23 protein-coding genes are annotated in these 26199 nt (G+C 66.0%); 9 read left to right on the forward strand and 14 right to left on the reverse strand.

Annotated elements, in window-relative coordinates; all coding sequences use genetic code 11:
• Nucleotides 1-20: 20 nt before the first annotated feature.
• Nucleotides 21-371: a hypothetical protein gene (locus ACY466_RS15975; RefSeq protein ID WP_463246499.1), complete on the reverse strand. Its 351-nt coding sequence runs from the start codon at nucleotides 369-371 to the stop codon at nucleotides 21-23.
• Nucleotides 368-2812: an AAA family ATPase gene (locus ACY466_RS15980; RefSeq protein ID WP_463246500.1), complete on the reverse strand. Its 2445-nt coding sequence runs from the start codon at nucleotides 2810-2812 to the stop codon at nucleotides 368-370. The genes ACY466_RS15975 and ACY466_RS15980 overlap by 4 nt, the downstream gene beginning before the upstream one ends.
• A gap of 187 nt (nucleotides 2813-2999) precedes the next feature.
• Between ACY466_RS15980 and ACY466_RS15985 the strand changes: the two genes are divergently transcribed.
• Nucleotides 3000-4382 (forward strand): hypothetical protein, encoded by a 1383-nt coding sequence (locus ACY466_RS15985; RefSeq protein WP_463246502.1) that lies wholly within the window; start codon nucleotides 3000-3002, stop codon nucleotides 4380-4382.
• Here ACY466_RS15985 and ACY466_RS15990 read toward each other — a convergent pair whose 3' ends face one another.
• From ACY466_RS15990 to ACY466_RS16010, 5 genes are all read right to left on the reverse strand, one after another.
• Nucleotides 4383-5486: an LLM class flavin-dependent oxidoreductase gene (locus tag ACY466_RS15990; RefSeq protein ID WP_463246503.1), complete on the reverse strand. Its 1104-nt coding sequence runs from the start codon at nucleotides 5484-5486 to the stop codon at nucleotides 4383-4385. It abuts the gene before it with no gap.
• Nucleotides 5487-5506: 20 nt separating this feature from the next.
• A complete protein-coding gene (locus tag ACY466_RS15995; RefSeq protein ID WP_463246505.1) occupies nucleotides 5507-6547 on the reverse strand; it encodes an ABC transporter substrate-binding protein in 1041 nt (346 codons plus the stop codon).
• Between the two features lie 34 nt (nucleotides 6548-6581).
• Nucleotides 6582-7301, reverse strand: coding sequence for an ABC transporter ATP-binding protein (locus ACY466_RS16000; RefSeq protein ID WP_463246506.1), 720 nt, complete (start codon nucleotides 7299-7301; stop codon nucleotides 6582-6584).
• Between the two features lie 3 nt (nucleotides 7302-7304).
• Nucleotides 7305-8162: an ABC transporter permease gene (locus tag ACY466_RS16005; RefSeq protein ID WP_463246508.1), complete on the reverse strand. Its 858-nt coding sequence runs from the start codon at nucleotides 8160-8162 to the stop codon at nucleotides 7305-7307.
• Nucleotides 8163-8273: 111 nt separating this feature from the next.
• The gene (locus ACY466_RS16010) at nucleotides 8274-8930 is read right to left on the reverse strand and encodes a nitroreductase family protein (protein WP_463246510.1); all 657 of its coding nucleotides are present in this window, start codon (nucleotides 8928-8930) and stop codon (nucleotides 8274-8276) included.
• Between the two features lie 147 nt (nucleotides 8931-9077).
• On the opposite strand from ACY466_RS16010, the gene ACY466_RS16015 reads away from it, so the two are divergent.
• A complete protein-coding gene (locus ACY466_RS16015) occupies nucleotides 9078-10703 on the forward strand; it encodes a long-chain fatty acid--CoA ligase (protein WP_463246512.1) in 1626 nt (541 codons plus the stop codon).
• 60 nt (nucleotides 10704-10763) lie between these two features.
• Here the strand turns inward: ACY466_RS16015 and ACY466_RS16020 are convergent, their stop codons facing one another.
• The 7 genes from ACY466_RS16020 to ACY466_RS16050 form a co-directional block, all read right to left on the reverse strand.
• Nucleotides 10764-11003, reverse strand: a complete 240-nt coding sequence (locus ACY466_RS16020; protein ID WP_463246514.1) for a hypothetical protein — start codon at nucleotides 11001-11003, stop codon at nucleotides 10764-10766.
• 25 nt (nucleotides 11004-11028) lie between these two features.
• Nucleotides 11029-11868: an HpcH/HpaI aldolase/citrate lyase family protein gene (locus tag ACY466_RS16025; RefSeq protein ID WP_463246517.1), complete on the reverse strand. Its 840-nt coding sequence runs from the start codon at nucleotides 11866-11868 to the stop codon at nucleotides 11029-11031.
• Nucleotides 11865-13028: an acyl-CoA dehydrogenase family protein gene (locus ACY466_RS16030; protein ID WP_463246519.1), complete on the reverse strand. Its 1164-nt coding sequence runs from the start codon at nucleotides 13026-13028 to the stop codon at nucleotides 11865-11867. Before ACY466_RS16030 ends, ACY466_RS16025 begins: the two co-directional genes overlap by 4 nt.
• A gap of 26 nt (nucleotides 13029-13054) precedes the next feature.
• Complete coding sequence (locus ACY466_RS16035) at nucleotides 13055-14425, reverse strand: MmgE/PrpD family protein (RefSeq protein ID WP_463246520.1); 1371 nt, start codon at nucleotides 14423-14425, stop codon at nucleotides 13055-13057.
• A complete protein-coding gene (locus tag ACY466_RS16040; RefSeq protein WP_463246522.1) occupies nucleotides 14422-15639 on the reverse strand; it encodes a CaiB/BaiF CoA transferase family protein in 1218 nt (405 codons plus the stop codon). The genes ACY466_RS16035 and ACY466_RS16040 overlap by 4 nt, the downstream gene beginning before the upstream one ends.
• Nucleotides 15636-16199 carry a MaoC family dehydratase gene (locus tag ACY466_RS16045; protein ID WP_463246524.1) on the reverse strand — a complete coding sequence of 188 codons (564 nt, stop codon included), beginning with the start codon at nucleotides 16197-16199 and terminating at the stop codon, nucleotides 15636-15638. The genes ACY466_RS16040 and ACY466_RS16045 overlap by 4 nt, the downstream gene beginning before the upstream one ends.
• A 131-nt stretch (nucleotides 16200-16330) precedes the next feature.
• A complete protein-coding gene (locus tag ACY466_RS16050; protein WP_463246525.1) occupies nucleotides 16331-17065 on the reverse strand; it encodes a FadR/GntR family transcriptional regulator in 735 nt (244 codons plus the stop codon).
• Nucleotides 17066-17404: 339 nt separating this feature from the next.
• On the opposite strand from ACY466_RS16050, the gene ACY466_RS16055 reads away from it, so the two are divergent.
• The 7 genes from ACY466_RS16055 (at nucleotide 17405) to ACY466_RS16085 (ending at nucleotide 26179) form a co-directional block, all read left to right on the forward strand.
• Nucleotides 17405-19486, forward strand: coding sequence for a hydantoinase/oxoprolinase family protein (locus ACY466_RS16055; protein WP_463246527.1), 2082 nt, complete (start codon nucleotides 17405-17407; stop codon nucleotides 19484-19486).
• Nucleotides 19483-21300 (forward strand): hydantoinase B/oxoprolinase family protein, encoded by a 1818-nt coding sequence (locus tag ACY466_RS16060; protein ID WP_463246529.1) that lies wholly within the window; start codon nucleotides 19483-19485, stop codon nucleotides 21298-21300. Before ACY466_RS16055 ends, ACY466_RS16060 begins: the two co-directional genes overlap by 4 nt.
• On the forward strand, nucleotides 21246-22505 hold the full coding sequence (locus ACY466_RS16065; RefSeq protein ID WP_463246530.1) for an amidase: 1260 nt from the start codon (nucleotides 21246-21248) through the stop codon (nucleotides 22503-22505). The genes ACY466_RS16060 and ACY466_RS16065 overlap by 55 nt, the downstream gene beginning before the upstream one ends.
• Before the next feature lie 201 nt (nucleotides 22506-22706).
• Nucleotides 22707-23696, forward strand: a complete 990-nt coding sequence (locus tag ACY466_RS16070) for an ABC transporter substrate-binding protein (RefSeq protein ID WP_463246532.1) — start codon at nucleotides 22707-22709, stop codon at nucleotides 23694-23696.
• Nucleotides 23697-23727: 31 nt separating this feature from the next.
• On the forward strand, nucleotides 23728-24537 hold the full coding sequence (locus tag ACY466_RS16075) for an ABC transporter ATP-binding protein (RefSeq protein ID WP_463246533.1): 810 nt from the start codon (nucleotides 23728-23730) through the stop codon (nucleotides 24535-24537).
• The gene (locus tag ACY466_RS16080; RefSeq protein WP_463246534.1) at nucleotides 24534-25358 is read left to right on the forward strand and encodes an ABC transporter permease; all 825 of its coding nucleotides are present in this window, start codon (nucleotides 24534-24536) and stop codon (nucleotides 25356-25358) included. Before ACY466_RS16075 ends, ACY466_RS16080 begins: the two co-directional genes overlap by 4 nt.
• Entirely contained in the window at nucleotides 25358-26179 is an 822-nt protein-coding gene (locus ACY466_RS16085) for an ABC transporter permease (protein ID WP_463246536.1), read from the forward strand. The genes ACY466_RS16080 and ACY466_RS16085 overlap by 1 nt, the downstream gene beginning before the upstream one ends.
• The last annotated feature ends 20 nt before the right edge of the window (nucleotides 26180-26199 follow it).

Here is a 26199-nt window from a genome sequence, read left to right on the forward strand (position 1 = left end):
CGATCGTAGGTCCCGAACGTCTAACCCGCCGCCAACAGCACCGCGACCACCCCGCACAGATGGCGCACCTCGGCCACCGTCGGCGACAGCTCGTACGGGTGGTGGTGACACACGTTGCTGAGCCGGTTCCACGCGACGGTTGCCGCGTCCGCGTTCTCCGTCGAATCCAGCGACCGCAGGATGACCAGCTTGGAGCGCATCTTCGCCCGAGGTACGTCCACCTGCAACACCCGGCAACGGTGGTCGACCAGATCCTCCAGCGCCTGCCGCGCCAGGAACGCCGCAAGACGCGCCGAACTGCCCGCCGCTCCGACACTTCCGTCGAGCAGGCGCTCGGCGTGACGCAGGCCGATCGCGGGAGTGTTCGTCATTCGAGGATCCCTCGGACCATCCGGCGGAGGTCTCGCACCGCGTCCTCGTCGACGACGACGACCTCGCCGTGGGTCCCCGCATTCGCGAGCTTCAGAGTCGGACCCCGCTCCTGCCGATAGTTCAGCCACCCGTTCACGTCTCGCTCCGCGTCGCCGTGCACCGCCAAGGCCAATCGCTTGCGCGTCGTGTGCGCCTTCGACCACCGCTCCTCGGTCACCTCACGGCTCGCCCCGGCCCGGTGTTGCGCCGCGAAGAACACCTGCTGCGCCGCCGATTCGAGCGCGAGCCGGAACAGTCCCGGAGCCGCGCGCCGCTTGACGTCGTGGGGAACGTCCTCGTCCTTGACCAACGCCCAGACATCGTCGACGTAGCGAGTCGCCTGGTTCAGCGTCTCCTTCACCGTGATGCGCGAACCGGTCTCACAGTTCACCTCGACCAGTCGGGCGTCGACGGCGAGCTGCCGGATGGCCGAGGCGAGCCGATCGTCGTGGGAGAACACCACGACCTGACGCGTCGCGGCCAGGGTGGACAGCACCTTGATGAACCCGTCGACCTTCGCCGGGTCCATGGCCTGGATCGGATCGTCGAGAACGATGAACCGGAACGGACTGTTGGGCGTCGTCGCGCGAGGGATGAAGAGCGCGAGAGCGAGCGCGTGGAGCTCGCCCTGGCTCATCACCGACAACGCGTCGGACGGGGCGCCGTCGACCGTCCCCTTCAGCACCGCCTTGCGGCGAGTGTTGGTGCCCTCCAGGCTGATCGCGCCGATGTCGACGTTGCTCTCCTGCCGAAGCTCGGCCCAGATCTGACGGGCCTGCTCGGCAATGGGTTCGAGCCGCTTGTTGCGCAGGTCGATCGCGTGCGCCGTCATCCACTTCTTCGCGGACTCCAGACTCGCCACCGCGCCGTCGGCCTCGGCCGCCTTCTTCTCCGACTGCGCCCACGAGGCGAGGCGAGCCGCGATGGGTGCCCAGGTGTCCTCCCGCGCCACGATCACGGCCTCGGCCTCCTCGCGGAGCCCCGCGCCGGATTCCATCACCGCCGGAAGTGTCTGTCGCAGATGCTCACCGAGCTCGGACACGGCGTCGGGCGTCGCGCACGCACGGGCCAGAGCAACGCGATAGGGCTCCAGGTGAGTCAACTCGACACCGTCCACCGCCGAGACGTCGGCGAGCTTGGCGATCAACGACGTCGCGGCACCCTCCGCGTCGTTCAGCGCCTGACGACTCCGCCGATACTGCGTCAAAGTCTCGTCGTCCTCGGCGATGCGCCGGCGCACGCGGTCGGCCCACGACTGATCGAGAGTCCCCGTCTCGCACACCGGGCACTCGACGGTGCCGGTCTGCTCGTGCAGGTGAAGCGCCGAACCGAGGAGCGCCGAGCGGCGCTCGGCGACCTCCAGCGCGTCGTTCGCCAGCTCCATGGTTCCCGCCACGGCGGCGCGCAGATTGTCCACCAGCGCATCGATCTGCTCGGGAAGCGGGAGCGCGAGCTCGACCATCGCACGCAGTGCGGACACCACGGACGACTGCGAGGTACCCGCCCCGGTGGCCATGGCCAGCACCGCGTCGACGTCCACCGCTCGCTTCTTCAGCAACGCGGCCGCCGCGACAGCACGCTCGTCGGTGGAGTCCCCCACCACGCGCTTGGCCTGCGTCAGTTCGTCTTTCGCCTGCTGCCGCGGACCTTTCGCGGCCTTGAGTGCCGCGAAGAGACGCTTCTCGGCCTCGGTGATCTCGTCGAGGCCGAGGAGCTTGGCCAGTGCGTCGTACAGCGTCGACGGGCTGTCCTCGACGAGACCGCCGATCTCGTCGTACGAGAGCAGCGGGCGGTGCAGTTCGACCGCGGACTTCCACCCCAGCGCCTCGGTTCCGCTGGACCGCTTCGTCTTTCCCACCTGCGTCCAGGTGGTGTGCTGTTCCAGCGCCGCGTCGGAGCCCCAATCCACACCGACGACGGTGGGCTCGGACCCCTCGATGGTGAGCCCGACCCGCACCTCGCACCGCGACGCCTCGTGCAGGTTGCGCCAGGTGTCCTTCCACAGCGACGCCTTCTTCTCCCACCGATAGCTCTTGCCCGTGATCGCGAATTCGAGCGCCTCGGCGAAACTCGACTTCCCGGATCCGTTGCGGCCGCTGACGATGGTGATGCCGGGCGCGGGATGCAGGTCGAGCGTCGCCGTCGGACCGATGCCACGGAACCCGGCCACCGTGATGGAGGTGAGGAACGCACCGACCGGGGTCTCCTGGACGGCGCCGTGGGCAGCACGCTTGGTCTGCAGGACCGCAGCACCTTCGAGTTGCGCGTTCAGCTCGCTCTCGCCCTCGAGCGCGGCCAGGACGAGGTATTTCGCGTCGTCGGTGAGGGTGTCATCGGAGTCGATGGCGTCGAACACCATCTCCAACAGCGGTCTGTCCACGACCTCGTCGACGTCGGTCACCGGCACTCCCTCGTTTCGAACGATCTACAACCGAACCCCACAGTCGCATACGGCACCGACACCTCGCGGAGAAACCGATCGGTGCGAAACGTGTCGGACACTCGCGGTACAACATGGGTGGAACGGCGACGAGAGTCGGCGTTCGTACGAGCACCCGTCACGGGCGCAGTTGCAGGAGCGAGCACACATGACCCAGTTCCCTTTCACCCCTTCTCCCTACGGCCTCCACGGCAGACCACCGGGTGACCCCGGCTTCACCGTCGCGGTCGAGATCGCCACGATGCTCGAGGACCTCAGCGAGGACGAGTGCGCGTGGCTGCTCGCCGCCGTCCACGCGGAGGATGTCTGCCTCGAGGAATCGGCGCTCGGCAACGTGCGCGTCGTGTTCGACCTACCCGACGCCGGATGGTGGGATTCCGGCCAAGCAGCGCTCGGCGCCGTCCGAAGTGTCGAGGATCGGTGGGCCGTCGCCGGGGTGGAGACCTGCCGCTCCGATGTCTGGGCGATCGAGCGCTGGTTCCAGCACGAACCCGACGGCACGAACCTGGTGCACCTGGTACCCGACGAGGAGAACACGGTGACCGTGGCGATCGAGCTCGACGCGATGTCTCCGCGGTGCCCGACGTCGATCGCCGACGACGTCCACGAATACTTCCGCTACAGCGGACCGGTTCGATTGCCCCAGGCCCCACCCGGCCGGCACCACATCATCGTCGAACAGCCAGGTCCCGGAGTCGATTTCGCGGCGGCACTCACGGCGAAATCGCTGCACATGCTGAGTGAGAACTGGCAGATCTCTCGCCTCCGCGTCGTCGTCTCCGACGTGTACCGACAGGAGGTCGGAACCCTGCCGTCGTCGCCGATCGAGTCGGTTCCGGAGTGGCAACTTGCCGCCGACAACGACGGCTCTCGCATCGTCGTGGTTCCGGACATCGCCATCGATCTCCACGGATGGTCCATCGGCTACACCACCCACGACGGCGATGCCGGGGTGTCCGACATCGTCATGGACGTGGTGTGGTCCGACGCGGACGGGATCACGAACCTGCGCGATCTCGGCGTGAAGGTCGCGGCGTGGACAGCGGAGATCCCCGGCGCCGCGATACTCGAACGGTTCATCGGCCCTCGGGGCACCACGATGGATGTCGATCGGTGGGAGGGGTGCACCAACTGGCTGGTCGAATGCCTCGTCGGCAATCCGGTCGGTCTCGTCATCGACCTGGGACCCAGCGATTACGACCCCGACGACTACGACCCCGACGACGAGGAAACAGAGGTGATCAACGCCCAGCTCCACATCCTCGAGGACGACGTGGTGATGGTGCGGAGATCCCGCACCGTTCTCGAGCAACTGCGGCTGACCGATCACTCGTCCGACGGGCTGACCCTCGACCTGTGGCACCACGACGAGCACTTCGACGACTGCACGGACGGGTACCTGTTCAGCACCGATCTCCGGCTGGTCGCGACCGCGTGCACCGTATGGTTCCGCGACCACGGAAAATTCGATGCTCTGGAGACACTGGGGTGTTCGTACTCCTTCGCGGACAGCCTTCCCGGTCGAGACTGATCAGCGCGCGGGAACGGTGATCCCCCGCGCATCGAGGATGGGCCGCACACCCTCCGCGAAGTGGTACGCCTCCTCGAGGTGCGGGTAGCCGGACAGGATGAACTCGTCGAACCCTGCGTCGTGGTACTCGCCGATCAGGTTCGCGACCTCCTCGTGCGAGCCCACCAACGCCGTTCCGGCACCGCCGCGGATGAGGCCCACCCCTGCCCACAGGTTCGGGTAGATCTCCAGGGAATCCTTGCTGCCCCCGTGCAGGGCGGCCATGCGGCGCTGACCCTCGGACTCCGACGACGCATGCAACCGGTGCGCCTCGGCCACCTGCTCCTCGGGGAGCTCGTCGAGCAACCGCTGCGCGACGGCCCACGCCTCCTCGGACGTGTCACGGCTGATGCTGTGCAACCGGATGCCGTACGTCAGCTTTCGCCCCTCGGCGTCGGCGAGCGCCTGCACCCGTTCGATCTTGGCGCGGGCGGCGGCGGGCGGCTCGCCCCACGTCAGGTAGGTCTGCACGCGCTTCGCCGCCACGGCCAGAGCGGGCTCGGAGGAACCGCCGAACCAGAACTCGGGCAACGGATCCGGCGCCTCGGACACCCGCGCGTCGGCAACCTTGTAGAACTCGCCCTCGTGATCCACCGACCCCTCGGTCCAGATGCGGTGCACGAGTCCGAGGAATTCGTCGGTGCGGGCGTACCGCCGATCGTGATCGGTCCAATCGCCGAAACGGCGCTGCTCGACGTCGTCCCCGCCCGTCACGATGTTGAACAGCACGCGGCCCTCCGCGAACCGCTGCAACGTCGCCGCCTGCTGCGCCGCCAATGTCGGCGGGATCAGCCCGGGCCGGAACGCGACCAGGAACTTGAGCCGTCGGGTGCTCTGCAACAACGCGGCGGTGGTGAGCCAGGCGTCCTCGCACCACGTTCCCGTCGGGGTGAGCACTCCCTCGAAGTCGAGGCGATCGGCCGCCTGCGCCACTTCTGTGAGATAGCGCAGCGACGGGCGTCGGAACCCGGCGGGCTCGACGCGATGACCCGACGCGTGGGACGCCCCGACGATCGAGCGGCCGTCACCGGCGGTGGGCAGGAACCAGAAGATACGTGCGGTCACGGGTCGGTCTCCTCGGTGGGTCAGCTGGCGATGACGGCGGCGATGGCGTCGTTGTAGCGGGTGTCGACGAAGTCGGCGAACGAGTTGCCGCCGGGGATGCTTCCGCTGTCGACGAACGCGTCGAACAGTTGCTGCTCGGACTCGATCACGCTGTCGTCCAGTGCGATCGCGGGTCGCTGGCTGCGTCCCTGCGCGAGCTCACCCGCGCGGGGATCGATGCCGACGGCCTCCGAGTAGGCCGCGGCCCACTCCGCCGGATTGGCATCGGCCCAGGCGGACGCGCGGGCCAGGCGGACCACGAAGTCCTGCAGCGCCGTGTTGGTCGCGGGGTCGTCGAGGGCCTGCTGCGACGCGATGCCGAGGCCGTAGCCGTTGGCGACGCCCTCGGCGGTGGTCAGGGTCTTCGACCCGTTCTCCACCTGCGAGATGGCGGTGAACGGATCCCAGATCGCCCACGCCTCGACCTCGCCGGAGGTGAACGCGGTCAGCGCGTCGGCCGGCTGAAGGAAGATCAACTGCACGTCGTCCTCGGTCAACCCGGCCTTCTCGAGCTGCAACAGCACGTGGCCGTGCGCGGAGCTTCCCTTGCCCACGGCGATCTTCTTGCCGCGCAGATCGGCGAAGGACGTGAGCGTGGAGTCGGCGGGAACCAGGATCTGGTCACCGCTCGCGTCGTTGGTATAGGCGGAAACCACCTTGATGCGCGCGTTGGCCGCGACACCGAAGACCGGCGGCGTGTTGCCGGTGACGGCGAAGTCGATCTGGCCCGCCGTGGCCGCTTCCACCTGGGGCGGGCCGGAGGTGAAGGTGGAGAAGGCGACGTCGTAGGGGGTGGAGTCGAGCTCACCCGACGCGCGGAGGAGGGCCTCGGTGCCACCCTTCTGGTCACCGACATCGAGGGTGACGGTGGAGAGTTCGTCGTTCGAGACCAACGCCGGGGCATCGGTGGCGGTGGCAGCGCTCTCCCGAGAGACGCAGCCGGTGAGCCCGACGAGCGTCAGGGACAGGGCGGCGAGCACTCCGACGGTGCGGAGCGATCGGGGGCGGGCGAGCGGTGACATGGCTGAAGAACCCTTCGTCTGATGGTGTGGACGGTCAGTGGACGCCGAGGGCGCCGAGCAGGTGCGTGCGAATGCGGGAGAACCCCGAAGTTCCCCGGTCGCGCGGGCGGGGCAGATCGATGGCGACCGTGTCGACGACGGCGCCGTCCTCGAGGACCAACACGCGGTCCCCGAGTGCGATGGCCTCGTCGACGTCGTGCGTGACCAGCAGGATGCCGAACGAGTGCCGGGCCCAGAGGTCGAGCAGGAGCGATTGCATGGACAGCCGAGTCAACGCGTCGAGTGCGCCGAAGGGTTCGTCGAGAAGCAGGAGTTCGGGCTCCCCCACGAGCGCCCGCGCCAGGGCGGCGCGCTGCGCCTGCCCGCCGGACAACGTGAGCGGCCACGCGTCCTTCTTCTCCGCGAGTCCCACTTCGGCGAGCGTCGCGTCGGCGGCAACCAACGCGTCGGTGCCCGTCACTCCCGCGGTGTTGAGGCCGTAGGACACGTTCTGTCGCACCGTGCGCCACGGGAACAGCCGGGGTTCCTGGAACGCGACCGCCGGGTGCCCCGTGACATCGCGTCGTCCGGTGTGGTCCGTCGACAGGCCGGCGAGCACCCGCAGGATCGTCGACTTGCCGGAGCCGGATCGGCCGACCAACGAGACGATCTCGCCGCGTTCGATGGACAGATCGATGGAGCGAAGGACCTGGCTGGAACCGTAGAACTTGTCGACGCCGGCCAGGGTGGCGACGGACGTGGTGGTCGAGGTCATGGCTCAGCCGTCCAATCGGTAACGAAGGGCGCGCTTTTCGAGGATGCGCACAATGCCGTCGGTGGTGATGCCCATCAGTGCGTAGACGACGAGGCCGAAGATGATGGTGTCGACGCGCAGGAAGTCACGGGCGTTGTTGATGATGAAGCCGAGGCCGGAATCGGCGTTGATCTGCTCGGCCACGATGAGCGACAGCCACGCGATGGCCAGCGACTGCCGTAGGCCCACCAAAAGTTGTGGCGCGATGCTGGGCAGGATGATCGTGCCGAACCTCTGACGCCACGAGAAGCCCAGGACGACGGCCGTGTCGAGGAAGTTGCGGTCGATCTGGCGGATGGCGGAGAACGTGTTCAGATACAGCGGGAACGCGACGCCGAGCGCGACCAGCAAGATCTTCGGCGTCTCCCCGATCCCGAACCACAGGATGAACAACGGGATGAGGCCGAGGTGCGGCAGGGCGCGCAGCATCTGCAGCGGTGGATCGACGGTGGCCTCGGCGAGCTTCGACAGCCCGACGAGGGCGCCGAGGAGCACGCCGATCGCGCCGCCCAGAACCAGACCCTGCACCACGCGGGTGCCCGAGATGGCCAGCGCGTGAGCGAGTTCCCCGTTGTTCAGCAGTTGCAGACCCGCGTCGACGATCAGTGACGGCGCGGGGAGAACGCGTTCGGAGATGACGCCGGCGGCGCTGCCGATCTGCCAAAGGACGAGGATCGCGACGGGTGAGAGGACACGAAGGACGGTCCAGCGGTACCGACGCCATACCGACGAGGTCGGGGACGCGGTGGGGCCGTCGTTCGGGGTATCGCGGCCGCGCGTTCCCACGGGTCCCGCGGGAGCGGCGTACTGCGTGACGACCATGGTGCGGCCTTCCGATCGAATGAGTGCGGGTGCGACTCATCACGATCGGCGCATCGGGCCCGATCTACCAGGATTGGGCTCAGCGTGAATGTAATTCGGGAGCCCGACGCCTCACCACGTGTCGACGTGCAACACCGTGTCGATCGGATCGCGTGGGGCGACCTTGAACGTCTCGCCCGTGTAGTACGCCGTGGGGATCAGCGCGCCCTGGTGGAATCCCTCGGGGATACCGAGCAGCTCGGAGATCTCGGCTTCCCGCGCGAGATGCACCGTGGTCCAGGCCGTTCCGAGTCCACGCGACCGGGCGGCCAGTGCGTAGCTCCACACGGCGGGGAGCAACGATCCCCAGAGACCGGCCTGATTCCCCCGCGGCAGTTCCTTGCCCGCCTTGATGCACGGGATGAGCAGGACCGGCACCTCTCCCATGTGCTCGCCGAGCCATCCGGCGCTGTCCCCGACGCGCTTCTGGATCGGTGCGCGCTCGGGGTCGTCGGCGAACAACGCCGCCGCGGAGTGCTTCGAGGCCTGGTACTCGGCGAACAGTTCGCCGTAGATGGCGCCGATGCGGGCACGCAGATCGGCATCGGTGACCACGACCCACTGCCACCCCTGCTGGTTCGATCCCGACGGCGCCTGGAGCGCGATCTGCAGGCACTCCTTGATCAGATCGAGCGGCACCGGCCGCGTCAGGTCGAGACGTTTGCGGACCGTACGCGTGGTGGTCAGCAATTCGTCGGGAGTGAGGTCGATGATCGGGAAGGAAGTCACCTGTCGATGATGCACCACGATCGGCACCGGGCGATCGGGCACGTGCCGCGAATCCGCTGACTCGGCGCGCCCGAGTCCGTAGGGTTCGACTGTGACACGGGGCACAGTCAGAACGTGGCGCCCGCGACCTCGACGAGCAGGAGAGTCATGAAGAGCACCATGCAGGACACCCCGATGTCCATCGGTCAACTCGTCCGCTTCGGCACCACCATTCACGCCTCCGCCGAGATCACCACCTGGAGCGAAACCGGCCCCACCACAGTCACGTTCGCGCACCTGGGTCGACGCGCCGCGCAACTCGCGCACGGCCTGCGCGCCCTCGGTATCGACGACGATCAGCGCGTCGCCACCTTCATGTGGAACAACTCCGAGCACATGGAGGCGTACCTGGCGGTGCCGGCGATGGGCGCCGTCCTGCACACGCTCAACATCCGACTGTTCCCCGAGCAGCTCACCTACATCGTCGAGCACGCCGAGGACCGCGTCATCATCGCCGACGCGTCCCTTCTCCCCCTGCTCACGCCGTTGCTACCCACCATGCCCACGGTGCAGCATCTCGTGGTGACCGGGGTCGATCCAGCGCAGGTCGACGTTCCCGACGGCATGCAGGTGCACGGTTACGAGGACGTGCTGGCAGGGAACCCCGAGACGTTCGACTGGCCCGAGCTCGACGAACGGTCCGCTGCCGCAATGTGTTACACCTCCGGCACCACCGGCGACCCCAAGGGGGTCGTCTACTCGCACCGATCGATCTGGCTGCACTCGATGCAGGCGTGCATGACCGATGCCATGGCCCTCGCGCAGTCGGACAAGGTGCTGGCCATCGTGCCGATGTTCCACGCGATGTCGTGGGGACTCCCCTACGCCGCCATGATGGTCGGGGCGTCGCTGATCATGCCCGACAGATTTCTGCAGCCCGCCCCGCTCGCCGAGATGATGTCGACCCTGCGCCCCACCGCCGCGGCCGCTGTTCCCACCATCTGGCAGGCGCTGCTGGTGTACCTCGAGGACAACCCCGTCGACCTGTCGAGTCTGCGCGACGTGATCGTCGGCGGCAGCGCGTGCCCGCCGAGCCTGATGCGCGCCTTCCACGAGAAGTACGGCGTGCACATCTCGCAGGCGTGGGGCATGACCGAGACGTCGCCGCTGGGCACGTCGGGTCGGCCCGACGCGGGCCTGTCGCCGGAAGAGGAGTTCGATCTCCGATGCACGCAGGGACGTTTCGTGGCCGGGGTGCGTGCGCGACTGGTCGACGACGCCGGCACCGTGTTGCCATGGGACGGACAGCACGTCGGCGAACTCGAGGTGCGCGGTCCCTGGATCACCGGCAGCTACTACCGGAACGACGCGTCGGACAAGTTCGACGACGGGTGGCTGCGGACCGGTGATGTCGGCACCATCTCCGAGGGCGGTTACCTGACGTTGACGGACCGCTCGAAGGACATCATCAAGTCGGGTGGTGAATGGATCTCGTCCGTCGAGCTCGAGAATCACGTCATGGCACATCCGGCCGTGCGCGAGGCCGCGGTGATCGGGGTACCCGATCCCAAGTGGGACGAGAGGCCACTGGTCGCCGTGGTGGTCAAGGACGGGCAGAGCGTGACCGCCGAAGACCTGCGTGAGTTCCTCGACGGCCGGGTCGCGCACTGGCAGCTGCCCGAGCGGTGGTCGTTCATCGACGAGGTTCCCAAGACGAGCGTGGGCAAATACGACAAGAAGCGGTTGCGGAGCTCGCACGCGGAGGGCGGGTTGGACGTGATCGAGCTGGTCTGACCGGGTTTCGCGCATCGAGAACAGCCGTTGCTCGTACAGAGTGCACGACGGTCGGTGGGGTCAGAGCCGAAACTTCAGCACCTCGGTCGAGCCGTCGAACGCGCTCCCCGGCGTCGCCTCGAGCGGGGCGTAGTTGTACCGATACCGGGTCGGCTCGCTGATCCGACCCCGCGCCCACTCCGCTGTCAGCGGTTGGACCGGGAACGTCGAGACGACCTGAGCGTCGGTGCCGGTCATCAAGCCGTACACGACGGCCGTCTGGCCGGTTGCCGCGGATTCTGCTCTCCGATTGCGCCTCATCAGGTCCGTAGCGGGCAGGTCGGCGTCACCGACCGGACGACACCGGACGTCGTCCACCGCTTCGCGCGACGATCCGTCGTGCCGTTCGGGCGACGGCCTCGTCGATCAAGAAGCCATTGCTGTCGACGGCCACACCAGAGATGGATCTCTCCAGAACCGTCAGCAGCTCCTCGGCCTCACGCACCTGCGCTTCCGACGGAACGAATACCGCACGTGCCGGCTCGAGTTGCGCCGGATGTATGCATGCCCGACCGACGAAGCCGAGCCCGGCGAGCTGTCGCGTGTCGGTCCGAAACGCGTCCAGATCGCGGAAGTTACGCGACACCGCGGCCAGCGGTGCGTCGATCTCCGCCGCCACACTCGCCGCCACCACCTGTGCTCGGACGAACGAGAGCGATTCCGCAGAACCGTCCACACCCAGATCCGCGGCCAGGTCAACTTCACCGATCTGCAGGAATTTCACCCGCGGTGCACGGGCGATCTCGAGGGCGGCGAACACTCCACCGGCCGTCTCGATGAGCGGCGACACCGCAACGTCACTCCCGGACAGAAGCGCGTCAGCGTGCTCGATCTCGCGAGCGGACGACACCTTCGGCATCCAGATCCCCGTCAGGTTCGGGTGTAGCACTGCCCGAATGTCCTGCTTCTGCAACTTCCCCGGGTTGACGCGAACCCAGACCTCCACGTCACCCGGTGTGCAGTTGGCGACCCACTCCGCCACCAATGCGCGTGCGTGATCCTTGTTGGCCGCAGTGACCGCGTCTTCGAGGTCCAGCACAACTGCGTCGGTGCCCGATGCCAGCGCTTTGTCGAAACGCTCCGGGACGTCCCCGGGGACGTAGAGGTACGTGAGCGCCGACCTCATCCGATGACTCCCGCACCGGAGACCAGGGACTTCGCGATGACGGTGCGCATGATGTCGTTGGTGCCCTCGCCGATCGCCATGAGTGGAGCGTCGCGGTAGAGACGCTCCACGACGAACTCGGTCGAATAGCCGTAGCCACCGTGAATGCGCATGGCCTCGAGACTGGCGGTGATGGCAGCCTCGGACGCGAAGTACTTCGCCATGCCGGCTTCCATGTCGACGCGCTTGCCCGAATCTGCCTGTGATGCAGCCCAGTACGTCATCAGCCGCGCCGCCTGCAGCTGGGTGGCGATGTCGGCGATCTTGAGCTGAATGGCTTGGAACACGGCAATGGGCTGACCGAATGCGGTGCGCCGCTTGGCATACTCGAGCGCGGCGTCGTAGGCGGCCTGTGCGATACCGACGCTGCGACCCGCGATGTTGAGGCGGCCGATCTCGAGGCCCGACAGGGCCTGCTGCAGACCCCGCCCCTCGACGCCACCGAGAACCGCGTCGACCGGTACGCGGACATCGGTGAACGTGATTTCACACGACTCGGTGCCCTTGTACCCGAGCTTGCCCATGTCGCGCTGGACCTCGAAACCGTCCGCGGTGGTGTCGATCAGCAGCAACGACATCCCTTTGTGCGCCGGCGTCGTCGTGGTGTCGGTCTTCACCAGCACCGGTAGTACATTCGCGTGGCGAGCATTGGTGATCCACGTCTTCGCCCCGTTGACGACGTAGTGGTCGCCGTCGCGCTTGGCGGTGGTCTTGATGCCCTGGAGGTCGGTTCCGGCACCGGGCTCGGTCAGACCGACGCCGGTGCGCCATTCTCCGGACGCGAGCTTGGGGAGAAGGGTCTTCTTCTGCTCCTCGGTGCCGTGCTTGCCGATCATCCAGCACGAGAGATTATGGCTTCCGAGGATGCCGGCGACGCCCATCCATCCACGGGCGAGCTCTTCGTAGACCAAGGTGAACGAGACCTTGTCCAGTGCGAGACCGCCGTACTCCTCGGGCGTCGTGATTCCGAACAGGCCCATCTGCTTCATCTGCTCGACGATCTCGGTGGGGTATCGGCCCGTCTTCTCCCACTCGTTCGCAACCGGGATGATCTCCTTGTCGACGAAGGTACGCAATGCTTTCCGGAATGCCGTCTGCTGCTCGTCGTACGTGAAGTCCATGATGATGTCCTGTCGATCGATGGTGGTCAGGGTGCCGGCGCGATCGCGGCGGCAAGATCGAGAATGGCGGTCAGGTCGATCTCCTCGGCGAGCCCGAGGATGCGCTCGGAGAGCTCGGTAGCGCGTGAGTCGTTGCCACAGTTGGAGACGAACTTCTCCAGAAGACGGGCGTCGCTCAACGGGAACCCGGCGGATCCTCGACTTCCGTCGACGGATGCGTCGAGCACTCGACCGTCGGTCAAGGTCAGAATCGCCCTGCCCGACGCGGCCGCCGCGGGAACCTCGGACGGTAGGTTCGTCACCCGTACCTTCCGGGCGGTGGCCAGTACATACTCACGTGCGATGGATTCGGGGGTGTACGTCGAGACGGTGATCTCACCGTCGTGCAGTAGCGCGGCGACGCTCCAGGGCAGATCGAACTTGCCGTCGTAGGTGCTGCGCGGTGACGCCACCCCGGTGTTCGGTCCGCACACGAACGGACTCGAATCGGGATGGACGAAGACCTCGATGTCCTCGACATCGCCGACCCGAACCACGTCGTCTGCGAGTGCCTTCGACACCGCGTCGAGTGTGACGTGCATGAGCTGGCAGCTGGGGTACGGCTTGATCCCGATGCGGGTGGCTTCCCACCGCGTCCCGAGTCCCTCCGTCAGAGCCTCGAAGTTCGTGGGCCGGTCGGTCAGTGCGGCGTAGATCCCACGTCGACCTTCCAGGACCGACGACGGACCGGTGGCTCCCGCAGCGGCAAGTCGGGCCGCCAGGACGCCGTTCATACCGGCCGACCCCGGATGCAGCGACTTGGTGTCCGCGTCGGTATCGAGGAACTCGAGCAGTCCCGAACTCGACGAACCGGCGATGCCCAACGCATCGACCATCGTCTCGGCGTCGAACTTGGAGAGGTGACCGGCGACGAGGGCCGCGGTGAGCGGGCCTACCGCCGCCGTCGCGTGCACACCCCGGGCATGGAATCCGTGGGGACTGATTTCCCCGAGACGGCAGGCGGTTTCGAGTCCGAGAGCGGCGGCGGTCAAGACGTCCGCCCCGGACGCCGACACCTGTTGGCCCACGGCGAATGCCGCGGGCAACGACACCGCGGTGGCGTGGACCAGTGCACCCGCGTGCGTGTCGTCGAAGTCCAGCGCGTGCACCATCACGCCGGTCGCGAATGCCGCCGCCGGAGTCGATAACGCCCGCGTACCGGTGAGCGGACGCGCTTCCGGCGGGCCGCCGAGCGCGTCGGCGACCGTCCACCCGGCCCGGCCGTGTCCGAGGCGCTGCGCCGCAACGGCATTACCGATCCCGTCGAGGAGGTGACGCGCCGTCGCATGCCGAACGTCCTCGGACAGGTCGTGGACGGTGACGGCCGAAGCCCACTCCGCCAGCACCGTCGAGCTCACGCCCGAACCTCGTCCTTCTCCGTTCCGAAAGCACCGTCGGCCTGGAGCTGCGCGACGCGTTCGTCGTCGTATCCCAGTTGATCGCGCACGATGTCGTGAAAGTGTTCGTTCCGCTGCGGTGCACGCCGGTACTGCTTGGCCTCGGATCCGAAGTTCACCGGGGAGGCGACCTGGCGCACCGTGTCGTACACCGGGTGCTCGGTCTCGACCACGAGATTGCGTGCGATCGTATGCGGTTCGGTCAGCGCGTGTTCGACGTCGTTGATCGGCCCGGTCGGCACACCCGCGGGGCCGAGCTTGGACAGCCAGTGTTCGACGGTGTTGGTGGCGAACACCTTTTCCAGGATGGGCAGCAGAACATCCTGGTTCTTGCCGCGCAAGGAGAAGTTCGTGAACCGCGGGTCGACGCCCAGGTCCGGTCGGTCGATGGCGACGACGAGTCGGTCCCAGAACTTTTCCTTCGCGCATCCGACGATGAGCCATCCGTCCGTCGCCTCGAAGGCCTGGAACGGTACGAGCGAGGGGTGGGCCGAGTTCTTCGTGCGGATGGGCTCGAATCCGGCGTTGAGGTGCCACGTCGCGGGGTAGGTGAGCAGCGACATCGCGGTGTCGTAGAGCGAGACGTCGCAATCTCCGCCGATCCCGTCGCGTCGGGCCGCGTGCAGTCCCGAGAGCAGTGAGATCGCAGCGACGAAGCCACCCGAGTAGTCGACGAGCGAGAGACCGGACTTGGTCGGCGGACCGTCGGGGTCACCGGTGACGCTCATCCAGCCTGCGAGACCTTGCAGGATGTAGTCGTAGCCGGGCTCCTTCGCGCGCGGTCCCGTCATTCCGAAGCCGGTGAGGCTGCAACACACGATGGCGGGATTGAGGTGCTTGAGTTGGTCGTACGTGATGCCGATCTTCGCCGGTACGTCCCCACGCAGGTTGGAGTAGACGGCGTCGCTGGTGCGCACCAGATCCTCGAACACCGCACGCCCACCCGGAGTCGAGAGATCAAGGGAGAGAGAACGTTTGTTTCGATTGAAGCTCTCGAAGAACAGAGAGTCCTCCCCCTCGTTGTACGGGGGCACGTAGCGACCCACGTCGCCGCCGACGCTGGGATCCTCGATCTTGATGACGTCGGCGCCGAGATCGGCGAGATGCAGACTGCCGAACGGTCCGGCGCCGTACTGCTCGAGGGAGATGATGGTGATGTCTTCGAGGGGCCTCATGCGTCGGAATCCTTCGTCTGGGTTTCGAGGTCTGCGGGGAGTTCGAGGGGGCCGTTCTTCGCTTCGGGGAAGTAGTTCTGCCCGATGCCACTGTCGCGGGTGGCGACCATCACCGACCGATTCCACGAAATGACCTCCACCCCATCCTGATTGAGACCGCGGGTGATCATCGAGACAATTCCGGCGTAGGGCCGGGACTCGGACTTGCGCAGGCCGGTGCAGATGCTCTCGGCGTAGAGGGTGTCGCCGGCATAGACGGGGTGCGACATCTTGATGTCGGTGAACGCCAGGTTCGAAATCGCGTTCTGGCTCATGTCGATCACCGAAAGGCCCAGCACCACAGACACCGTGAAGCCGGAGTTGACGATGACTCGACCCTCGGTGATCGGGTTCTGGGACGCCAGATGCGCGTTGAAATGATTCTGGTTGGTGTTGATGGACAGCAACGTGATCCACGTGTTGTCGGTCTCCGAGATCGTCCGACCGAAGGGATGTTGGTAGACGTCCCCCACGGCGTAGTCGTCGAAGAAGCGTCCCAGAACGGCCGGATGGATTGCCACCGTGTCTCCTCGTGTCGGTTCGGCGAATGCCTTCCCCTGACCATAAACATCAGATGTTTATGGCGTCAAGGGTTCGACGAAACCAATCGATCATGGAAAACATGGACACGCATACGGTAAAGAACAGATGTTTACGGGTTACGGAGCCGATCCATCTGCCGATACGAGTCGCCCAGGTGGTCGAGATGTTTGCGCATCAGGTCCATCGCGGCCATCGAATCGCCAGCGGCCACCACATCGAGCAGGCCGCGGTGATCGCTGTCGACGCACTTCCAGAAACCTTCGGGTGCGTGGTCACGACCGAACCGCCCGGACAGCACCCGGAAGACGGGCGCGGTGATGAGCTCGAGCAGTGGGTTGTGCGCCGCGCGCAGCAGAATGAGGTGAAACTCCTGATTCTTCGTGAACGTCTCGGGCCCCTGCACTTCGTTCGGGTCGAAGATCGACGCGTTGAGCTGCGCGAGGTGCTCGTCGGTGCGGCGGAACGCGGCTATGCCGGCCGCCGGCACCTCCATCAGGTTGCGCACTTCCATGAGCTGGTCGACGGTGACGGCCTCGGCCGCAGCCATCAGCGCCACACCGGTTTCCAAGTGCTCGCTGATGTGCCCGACGCTCGGTACGGCGACGAAGCTGCCGCCGGTCACACCACGCGTCGTCTCGATCAGGTTTTGGCTGGCCAGGGACCGAAGTGCTTCGCGGATAGTGCTGCGGCCCACACCGAATTCGGCGGTGAGCTCGGCTTCGCCGGGCAGACGTTCACCGGGCTGCAGTTCGCCGGACAGAATACGGGTGCGCAGGTGTCCCGCGAGAGCCGCGTACGCAGGGACGCTCTTGGCTGCGGCCTTGAGCGGTGCCGGTTGCGCCACGTCTTCCCCCTGGTGTCGATCGACTGTCTCTGCAGCCTGCCACTCACGTATGTCGGGTAGCGATCGGCTCGAGCTTAGCCTGGCCGGTCACCCGACACAGGCGAGATCGCGTTCCCGTATACATCCGCTCTTTAGGGTAATTCTTCGTCCGTGATGTAGGCAGAAGCCGCCGAAGTCGATTCGAGGCGGTCGATACGTCAGAGGTATTGCTTTTTCGGTTGATCATCAGCACTATGACTCACATCACCTACGCGGTGACTCCACGACCTCGAAGGACCGGCGGAGCACGCCTCGGTCGACCTACCCGCCCCTCTCGGGTGCCGACAGAACGGAAGCAACATGAAACGAATTGGAGTCGACGTCGGAGGCACGTTCACCGACCTCGTTCTGTGGGACGACGACGGCACGGTCGTGGTCCACAAGACCCCGTCGACCAACCACGATCCCTCGATCGGCACGATGGACGGAATCACCGTTCTCGCCGAGCGGGCGGGAATCGACCCGTCGGAGATCGACATGTTCTTCCACGGAACCACCGTGGCGACCAACATAGTTCTCGAGCACAACGGCTGCGACGTCGGCATGATCACTACCGAAGGTTTCCGCGACCTCCTGCACATCGCGCGAAAGAAGCGTCCGCTCAATTACTCCAATTACCAGGACCTTCCGTGGCAGAAGTGGCAACTCGTGCCGCGACGCAACCGGCGCGTGGTCCCGGAGCGCATCGACGCATCGGGCACCGTCCTGACCCCGCTGGACGAAGATGCCGTTCGCGCACAGGTTCGACTACTGCGCGAGCGAGGCGTACAGGCCATCGCCGTCGCGTTTCTGCACGCCTATCGCAACCCCACGCACGAGCAGCGCGTCAGGGCCATCATCGAAGAGGAGTTTCCGGGCGTCTTCATCTCCCTCTCCAGTGAGGTCGCTCCCCAGTACCGCGAATACGAACGCTTCTCGACGGCCGCGCTCAATGCGTTCATCGGACCGAAGACCTCGAAGTACATCGAGAACCTGGCCGGCAAGGCGAAGACCGCGCAGGTCGGCGAGGACGTGCACCTCATGACGTCCGCCGGCGGGCTCGTCACCTCCCGCAGCGCCAGCGAGATTCCGGTCTCGCTCCTGACCAGCGGTGTCGTGGCCGGTTTGCTCGGCGGCTGCGCCATCGGCAAAGCGTCCGGATACCCCAGCGTGATCACGCTCGATGTGGGCGGCACCTCAGCCGACGTCGGGGTCGCACCGGACGGCGCGCTGCGGATGAAGCACCTACTCGACACCCGGATCGGCGACTACCACGCGATGGTGCCGATGGCCGAGGTCGACACCATCGGCGCCGGCGGTGGATCCATTGCCGTGGTCGACGACGGTGGGATGTTCCGCGTCGGTCCTCGCAGTGCGGGCGCGGTCCCCGGACCGGCGTGTTACGGACACGGCGGTACCGAACCGACGTCGACCGACGCCATGGTGATGATGGGATGGCTCCGGGAGAAGAGCTTCCTGTCCGGAACCATGGAAGTGAAGCCCGAGCTGGCGCGCGAGGCAATTCAGACGCACATCGCCGACAAGCTCGACACCCCGCTAGACGAGGCCGCGATGGGCATCTTCAAGATCCTCGCCCACTCCATGACCGAGGCCATCAGCCTGCACTCGGTGCGCAAGGGCTACGACCCCCGCGACTTCTCGCTGATCGCCGAGGGTGGTGCCGGTCCGCTCTTCGCGTGGCAGATCGCCGATCAGCTCGGTATCCCGCGCGTGATCGTGCCCGGCCACCCCGGCATCACCTCCGCCGTCGGACTGCTCACCACCGACATTCGCTACGAGGAGCCGACGACGGTGTGGACCTCGTCCGCAGATCCCGACATCGAACTTCTGCAGCAGCAGGTCGAGCGACTGTCCGCACTGGCCGTCGCTCAACTCGAGAAGGACGGTGTTTCCGCGGAGAACATCTCACTCGAACGCAGCGTCGACTGCCGCTACGTCGGCCAGGGCTACGAACTGCGCGTCGCCGCCCCGGACGGCGACATCGACGACGTCTGGGTCAAGACCGTCGCCGAGGCATTCCACGACGTGCACGGCCGCACCTACTCGCAGCGGTTCGACGACAAGCCCGTGCAACTCATCAACGTCCGGGTCACCGGAGTGGGCGCGGTTCCGCACGTGCAGATCGCCGACATCGCCACGGGCACGGCCGATTCCTCGACCGCGATCAAAGCGACGACGAAAGCACTGTTCTGGCCGGACGAAACCTCGAAGCCGCAGTGGGTCGACACTCCGGTGTACGAACGCTCGTTGCTGTTGGCGAACAACGAGATCGACGGACCGGCGATCGTCGAGCAGTTCGATTCCACCACGATCATCGGCATGAACCAGCACGCCACCGTCGACGCCGTCGGCCACATCATCATCGAGAGGAACCCCGCATGAGCAAAGCGCTGATGCCCACCACCGGAGTGTCACTGGCGGGCGAGTCCACTCGAACTTGGAACGACGTCGAGGTCGACCCCATCACCCTGCGCGTCATCGGCGGAGCCCTGCAGTCGATGGCCAAGGAGATGGCCCAGGTGCTCTACCGCATGGCCTATTCGTCGCTCATCCGGGAGTCGGAGGACCTCGGTGCCGGCATCTTCGACATCAACGGGCGCGAACTCTGCGAATCGGATTCCACTCCGATGCACTGCGGTTCGATTCCGGCGTACATCAAGGGCGTCAACCGCCGCCTCGCCGGAACGTACGAGCCCGGAGACGTGGTGCTGCACAACCACCCCTACCACGGTGCGGCTCACTCCCCCGATTACGGTGTCATCATTCCGATCTTCTGGCAGGGCGAACACATCGGTTTCGCCGGGTGCACCGGGCACGTGTCCGACGTCGGCGGCAACTTTCCCGGCCTGTGCATGGACGTCGTGGACGTCTGGGCCGAGGGCAAGCTGATGGACTCGATGAAGATCTACGAGGCCGGTGTCCGCAACGACTACCTGATCCAGCACATCCTGGACAACGTCCGCACACCCGAACAGAACCGCGGCGACCTCGAAGCGCTGATCGCGTGCTCGCGGATCGGGGAGAAACGATTCACCGAGCTCCTCGAGAAATACGGTCTCGACACCGTCATGAGTGCGGGCGAGCGCTGGATGGACTACTCCGAATCGATGCTGCGCAACAAGATTCGCGAGATTCCCGACGGTAGCTACACCGCGCCCATCGGATACCTCGACGACGACGGCAAGAACCGCGGCGAACCGCTGAAGGTGGCCGTGCGAGTGCAGGTCGAGGGCGAGGACATTCTCATCGACCTCACCGGATCGAACAGTCAGGTACCCACGGCGTTCAACGTTCCGTTCGAGGGTTCGGTTCTGCCGGTGGCCGTCTCGGCCATTCGTACGATCCTGCTCGACGAGGAGCTGACCGAGGAATTCGTCCCCCAGAACGACGGATGCTTCCGGCCCGTCAAGGCCTACGCCCCCGAGGGGACCATCTTCAACCCGGATTTCCCCGCCTCGTGCTTCGCGCGTTTCTCCCAGGTCAACCGGGTGTTCGACTCCATCAACCTCGCCCTGGCCCCGGTACTTCCCGACCACGCGATCGCAGGATCGTCTGCTGCCCTGTGCGCCATCGCCTACTCGGGCATCGCGCCCGACGGTGAATCCTATTGGGTGTACATCGAAATCAACGAGGGCTCGTACGGCGGCCGCAACGGCAAAGACGGCATGGACGCCGTCGACGCCCTGATGGCGAACACCCGGAACAACCCCATCGAGGAGCTCGAGCTCAACCACGCCATGCGGGCACTGCGGTACGAACTGCGCGACGAAGCTCCTGCCCCCGGAAAGTGGCGCGGCGGCATCGGCAGTGTGCGCAAGTGGTTGATGGAGACCGATACTTTTCTCGGTTCCGAGGCCGACAACCGATCGGATCCGCCGGCCGGCGCCCTTGGCGGACACGACGGTGTGTCCGGTTCCTTCACCAGGAACGCCGGAACAGATCGCGAAGAAGTGCTGTACTCCAAGGTCACCCAGGAAACCATCCGATCGGGTGAGACCCTGGAGATCAAGTTGCCCTCGGGCGGCGGTTTCGGAAATCCGTTCGAGCGCGATCCGTTCCAGGTTCTGAGCGACGTGTGGGACGAGTACCTCACCGAGGACGATGCCCGACGCGACTACGGCGTCGTCGTGAACACCGAGTCGTGGACCATCGACGAGGACGCAACGGCGCAGCTGCGCGCCCGGAGCGCAGCCTGATCGAGGACGGGGCCTTCGGCGGTGTCATCCGGTGGATCGACGACCGGAACGACACCCCGGGGCCCCTGTCCGGTCTGCGCATCGGTGTCAAGGACAACATCGACGTCGCCGGCGTTGCCACTACGTGCGCGTCGCATTTTCTGACCGACCACATTGCCGATGCCGACGCCGAGGTGATCACGCGCCTACGACATGCGGGTGCCACGGTGATCGCGAAACTGAACATGGCCGAATTCGCCGTCGGAGTCACATCACAGAACTCGGCCGCAGGGGCGTCGTACAACCCGTGGAACCCGACCCGCGTACCCGGCGGATCCAGCGGCGGGTCGGGTATCGCCGTTGCCGCCGGGTTGGTCGACGCGTCACTGGGCACCGACACCGGCGGATCGGTTCGTCTACCGGCCGCCGCCTGCGGAGTGAGCGGTCTGCGGCCGACCTGGGGAGCCATCAGTAACGACGGCGTCTTCCCGGTGAGCGAGCAGTTCGACACCGTGGGACCGATGGCGCGGGACGTGGCCGGCGTGCGGGATCTGTTCGACGCCCTTTCCCCGACGCCGTCGGCTCCGCAGGACGTCACACGGATAGGGGTACCCACCGTCTTCCTCACCGCCGACGTGGATCCCGGCGTGGCCCAGACGGTCGCAGTCGCCGCGCGCGCGTTCGCCGAGCTGGGGTACGAGATCGTCCCCATCGAACTCGCGCACGCAGCCGATGCCCAGGACGTCGTCTACACGATCGTCTACAGCGACCTCGCTCGTCGCCATCGGCACCGACTCGAATCGGATCCGTCGCGATTCCACCCCGCTACCCGTGAGCGAATAGCGTTGGGTCTGAGCATCTCCGAGGCGGATATCGCCCGAGCGGCCGCTGCCCGAGACCGCTTCCGCGATGCCATGGACGCGACGTTCGAGACGGTCGACGTCGTGTTGACCCCCACGATGCCCGTCGACGTTCCCCCACGGGACGGCGATGACTGCGTCGTCGCACTTTCGCGCCGGATGGGCCAGTTCACCTATCCGTGGTCTCTGCACGCCGGCCCGACGCTGGCCCTGCCGGTCGGGTTCCACCCGTCCTCGGGCATGCCGGTGGGGGCGCAACTGACCGCTGCGCCGCACCGTGAAGGCTCACTGTTCACCCTGGGCGAGAGGTACCAGTCGGTCACCCCGTGGCACCGGAGACATCCAGTGCATACATCAGATATTTAGACCATCGTTGACGCTAAAAACTAGCCCATGGGGCGAAACCGAGCGGTCTTGACGCTCTAAACATCTTATGTTTAGGTTGATCGTAGTTGTTGCGTACGTCTCACCACGGTGCTCGTGCGACAGCCGCCACTCCCACCACGGCAACGTCACGCCGATCAGCAAGCGAGGACGCAGATGCACTTACGCCGAGCAACGTCCATCATGGCAGCCCTGACACTTTCCACCGCCCTGGTGGCCTGCGGTTCCGATCCCGGACCCGACGCAGACCCGGCCAACCCGGTCACGATCGACGTCACAGTCTCGGCAGCGGCCGAAATCTACAGCATCCCTTGGCTTGTCGCGCAGCAGCAGGGCCTGTTCGAGAAGCACGGCGTGATCGTGGACAACATCGTGCCGGGCAAGGGTGGCAGCGCGACCATGCGCACGCTCCTCGACGGCAACATCCCGATCGGTGAGATCAGCTATCCGTCGATCGTCCAGGCGGACGCCGCGGGGTCCGAGCTACGCATCGTCGGAGGCGGCACTCAGGGGCCGTACCCGATGAACTTCTATGCGCTGGCGTCGAACCCGGACATCAACTCCGTCGAGGACGTGCGCCGGTGGGCCTACACCCGTCCCAACTCGGCCTCCGATGCTCTGACTCGTCTGCTGCCCTCGCTCGCGGGCGTCGACCCCGGCCGCATCGAGCGGGTCGCGACCGGCGGAATCGGCGAGGGCTTCGCTCTTCTCGAGGCCGGGAACGTCGACATCGCGCTCGTACCCTCCATCGTCGCCGAGCAGCGACCGGAGGACTTCAAGCTCATCGTCAGCAGCCCCGACTACATGTCACGGTTCCTGCAGTCGACGATCACCACGACCAAGGACTATGCCGAGAGCAACCCGGGCGTCGTCCGCGCGATCAACGCCGGCTACGCCGAGGCGGTCGCATCGATCGAGGCCGATCCTGTTGCCGCTGCGCAGATCTACGCCGACTACACCGGTTTCGACGTCGAATCGGCCACCGCAGTGGTCGAACGCGCATCGTCCGTCGATACGTGGGGCGGCGGCTTCGACAGCGCGTCCGTCCAGTCCGCCCAGGACGGAGTGGAGGCGTCGGGCAGCGATCGTGAACCCGACTTCTGCACACTCTTCGACCCGGACTTCCTCGCCGAGGGTGTCACCAACGACATGCCCGACGACTGCGACTCCTGACAACACTCTCCCACCACCAGAAGGTAGCGACGTGACGCAAACATCGATTCGACCTCATCGCGACACCACCTCGGCCATCGCCGTCGCGTCCTCGGTGTCGAGACACTTCGGCGACGTGACGGCCCTGCACGAGATCGACTTGTCCATCGGCCGCGGTGAATTCGTCTCCGTCGTGGGACCCAGCGGCTGCGGCAAGTCGACTCTGCTGGAGGTCTTCGCGGGCCTGCAGGACCACGACGGCGGGACCGTGCAGATCGACGGCCAACCGTTGACCGGCCCGCGGTCCAAGACTGCAGTGATCTTCCAGGAGTCGGCGACGCTGCCGTGGCGGACCGTGCGTGACAACGTCGCGTTCGCCCTCGAGGTGCGCGGAGTCGGCAAGAAGGAGCGGCGGACCCGCGCCGACGAGTTGCTCGAGACCGTCGGCCTCTCGAAGTTCGGGGACCACTACCCCACTCAGTTGTCCGGCGGTATGCGTCAGCGCGTGGCCATCGCGCGTTGCCTGTCCATGGAACCCGATCTCATTCTCGCGGACGAGCCGTTCGGCGCGCTCGACGAGCAGACACGACTGGTCATGTCGTACGAGCTTCTCAAAATCGTCGAAAAGCTCACGTGCGGAGTTCTGTTCATCACCCACAGCATCCAGGAGGCGGTACTGCTGTCCGACCGTGTGCTGGTGATGAGCGCGCGACCCGGACGGTTCATCGACGAGGTGGACATCGACCTTCCGCGCCCGCGCTCCGAAGACGTCCTGGCCAGCCCCGCGGCTGTCTCGCTGCACGAGCGCATCTGGTCGCGGTTGCGGGACGAGGCCAAGAAGACGATGAGCATCGAGCCATGAGTTCGCCGACGCGCGACACCGCGCGCCCCTCCGTCGTCCCCGGATACATCCGACCGGCACCCTCTACCAAACTCGGCCTACCGGCTTGGGGCTGGACCATCGCCATCGTCGTCGCCGCGTTGGTCGCCATCGACATCTCGGCTCGGTTCTTCGCCTCACCGTTGGACATCGTGCCTGTCTCCGACATGTTCGTCACCGCCCTGGGCTTGCTGACGGACCCTGAATTCCTGATCGACGCCCTCGGCCGAACGCTGAGCATCATCGCCCTGGCGTTCGTGCTCAGCTCTGTGCTCGGCGTCGCCGCCGCGTACATCCTGTGGCGGTACGAGTTGTGGGACCGGGCGTTTCAGCCGTATCTCAACGTCTACTACGCCGTCCCCACGTTCGCGCTCTACCCCATCATGGTGGTGCTCTTCGGTGCCGGCGTCACCCCGATCGCCATCCTGTCCACCATCTTCGCGTTCGGCGTGGTGGCGTTGAACGCCCGCACCGGATTCAACGCGGTATCGCCGATCGTCACGAAACTCGGCACCACACTGATGCTCACGCGGTGGCAGTACTTCCGTTCGGTCCTACTCCCCTATGCGCTGCCCAACATCGTCACCGGCCTCAAACTGGGCCTGTCCTACGCCGTCATCTCGGTGCTGGCCAGTGAGTTCATCCTGTCGACCCAGGGCCTCGGGCACTTCATCTCGATCGCGTACGACGGGTTCGACATCGCCGACATGTATGCGGGAATTCTCATCGTGGCCGCCATAGCGCTGATTGCCACGTCCCTGATCTCGTTCGTGCTCAACCGATTCGATTGGAGGCGCCGCTGATGAGCAGCTCCTTGGCCACAGTGGGAACGACTCCGACCTCGACACCGAGGGTGGTTCCGACCGCACGGCGCGACAATGCCCGACGCCTCCTGCCTCCCCTGCTCGTGGCGGTCATCGCCGTGACGATCTGGTGGGTGGCGGCAGTCGTCGTCGACAGTCTGATCTTCCCGACGCCCGCGGCGGCCATGACGTCGCTCTTCGCGGACCTGGGCAACGCGGACTTCCGGGCCAACGTCGGCGACTCGCTACGCATTCTGGTACTGGCGTTTCTGGCCAGTACCGTTGTCGGATCGCTCCTCGGACTTGCCCTGGGTCTGAGTCCCTTCTGGACCAGGACCATCGCCCCGCTGTTCTACTCGATCAACAGCATTCCGAAGATCGTGCTGTACCCGATCTTCCTCTCGTTCCTCGGCATCGGCGCGCTCAGCCGCTTCGGGTTCTCCTTCTACGCCGCATTCATTCCGATGTTCCTCGTCGCCGTCGAGAGCACGGCGTCCGTCCACCGAATCCACCTCAAGATGGCAGCGTCACTTCAGGTGAGCTGGCCCCGCCTGATCCGACAGATCGTCATTCCCGCCGTGCTGCCCGCGCTCGCCACCGGCATGCGCATGACCTTCGGCTTGGCATTCCTGGGGTTGCTCCTCGCCGAGATGTTCTCGTCGTCGAGCGGCATCGGATACGAACTCTTGCGCAACGTCAGCCTGGTGCGGATGGAGAACATCATGGGCACCGTCGTGCTGATTCTGGTGATGGCTCTGCCGCCCACCATCGCGCTGCAGTGGTTGGAAACTCGCATCACGTCGAAGTACGGCGGTCTGTAGGTCGCACCGACCGATTGCGT

Source organism: Rhodococcus sp. K11/5, assembly GCF_055193735.1.

Coding starts and splice junctions, on each gene's coding strand:
- ACY466_RS15975 (WP_463246499.1), bottom strand. CDS start 371: ATGACGAACACTCCCGCGATCGGCCTGCGTCACGCCGAGCGCCTGCTC.
- ACY466_RS15985 (WP_463246502.1), top strand. CDS start 3,000: ATGACCCAGTTCCCTTTCACCCCTTCTCCCTACGGCCTCCACGGCAGA.
- ACY466_RS15995 (WP_463246505.1), bottom strand. CDS start 6,547: ATGTCACCGCTCGCCCGCCCCCGATCGCTCCGCACCGTCGGAGTGCTC.
- ACY466_RS16000 (WP_463246506.1), bottom strand. CDS start 7,301: ATGACCTCGACCACCACGTCCGTCGCCACCCTGGCCGGCGTCGACAAG.
- ACY466_RS16005 (WP_463246508.1), bottom strand. CDS start 8,162: ATGGTCGTCACGCAGTACGCCGCTCCCGCGGGACCCGTGGGAACGCGC.
- ACY466_RS16015 (WP_463246512.1), top strand. CDS start 9,078: ATGAAGAGCACCATGCAGGACACCCCGATGTCCATCGGTCAACTCGTC.
- ACY466_RS16020 (WP_463246514.1), bottom strand. CDS start 11,003: ATGAGGCGCAATCGGAGAGCAGAATCCGCGGCAACCGGCCAGACGGCC.
- ACY466_RS16025 (WP_463246517.1), bottom strand. CDS start 11,868: ATGAGGTCGGCGCTCACGTACCTCTACGTCCCCGGGGACGTCCCGGAG.
- ACY466_RS16030 (WP_463246519.1), bottom strand. CDS start 13,028: ATGGACTTCACGTACGACGAGCAGCAGACGGCATTCCGGAAAGCATTG.
- ACY466_RS16040 (WP_463246522.1), bottom strand. CDS start 15,639: ATGAGGCCCCTCGAAGACATCACCATCATCTCCCTCGAGCAGTACGGC.
- ACY466_RS16055 (WP_463246527.1), top strand. CDS start 17,405: ATGAAACGAATTGGAGTCGACGTCGGAGGCACGTTCACCGACCTCGTT.
- ACY466_RS16060 (WP_463246529.1), top strand. CDS start 19,483: ATGAGCAAAGCGCTGATGCCCACCACCGGAGTGTCACTGGCGGGCGAG.
- ACY466_RS16070 (WP_463246532.1), top strand. CDS start 22,707: ATGGCAGCCCTGACACTTTCCACCGCCCTGGTGGCCTGCGGTTCCGAT.
- ACY466_RS16080 (WP_463246534.1), top strand. CDS start 24,534: ATGAGTTCGCCGACGCGCGACACCGCGCGCCCCTCCGTCGTCCCCGGA.
- ACY466_RS16085 (WP_463246536.1), top strand. CDS start 25,358: ATGAGCAGCTCCTTGGCCACAGTGGGAACGACTCCGACCTCGACACCG.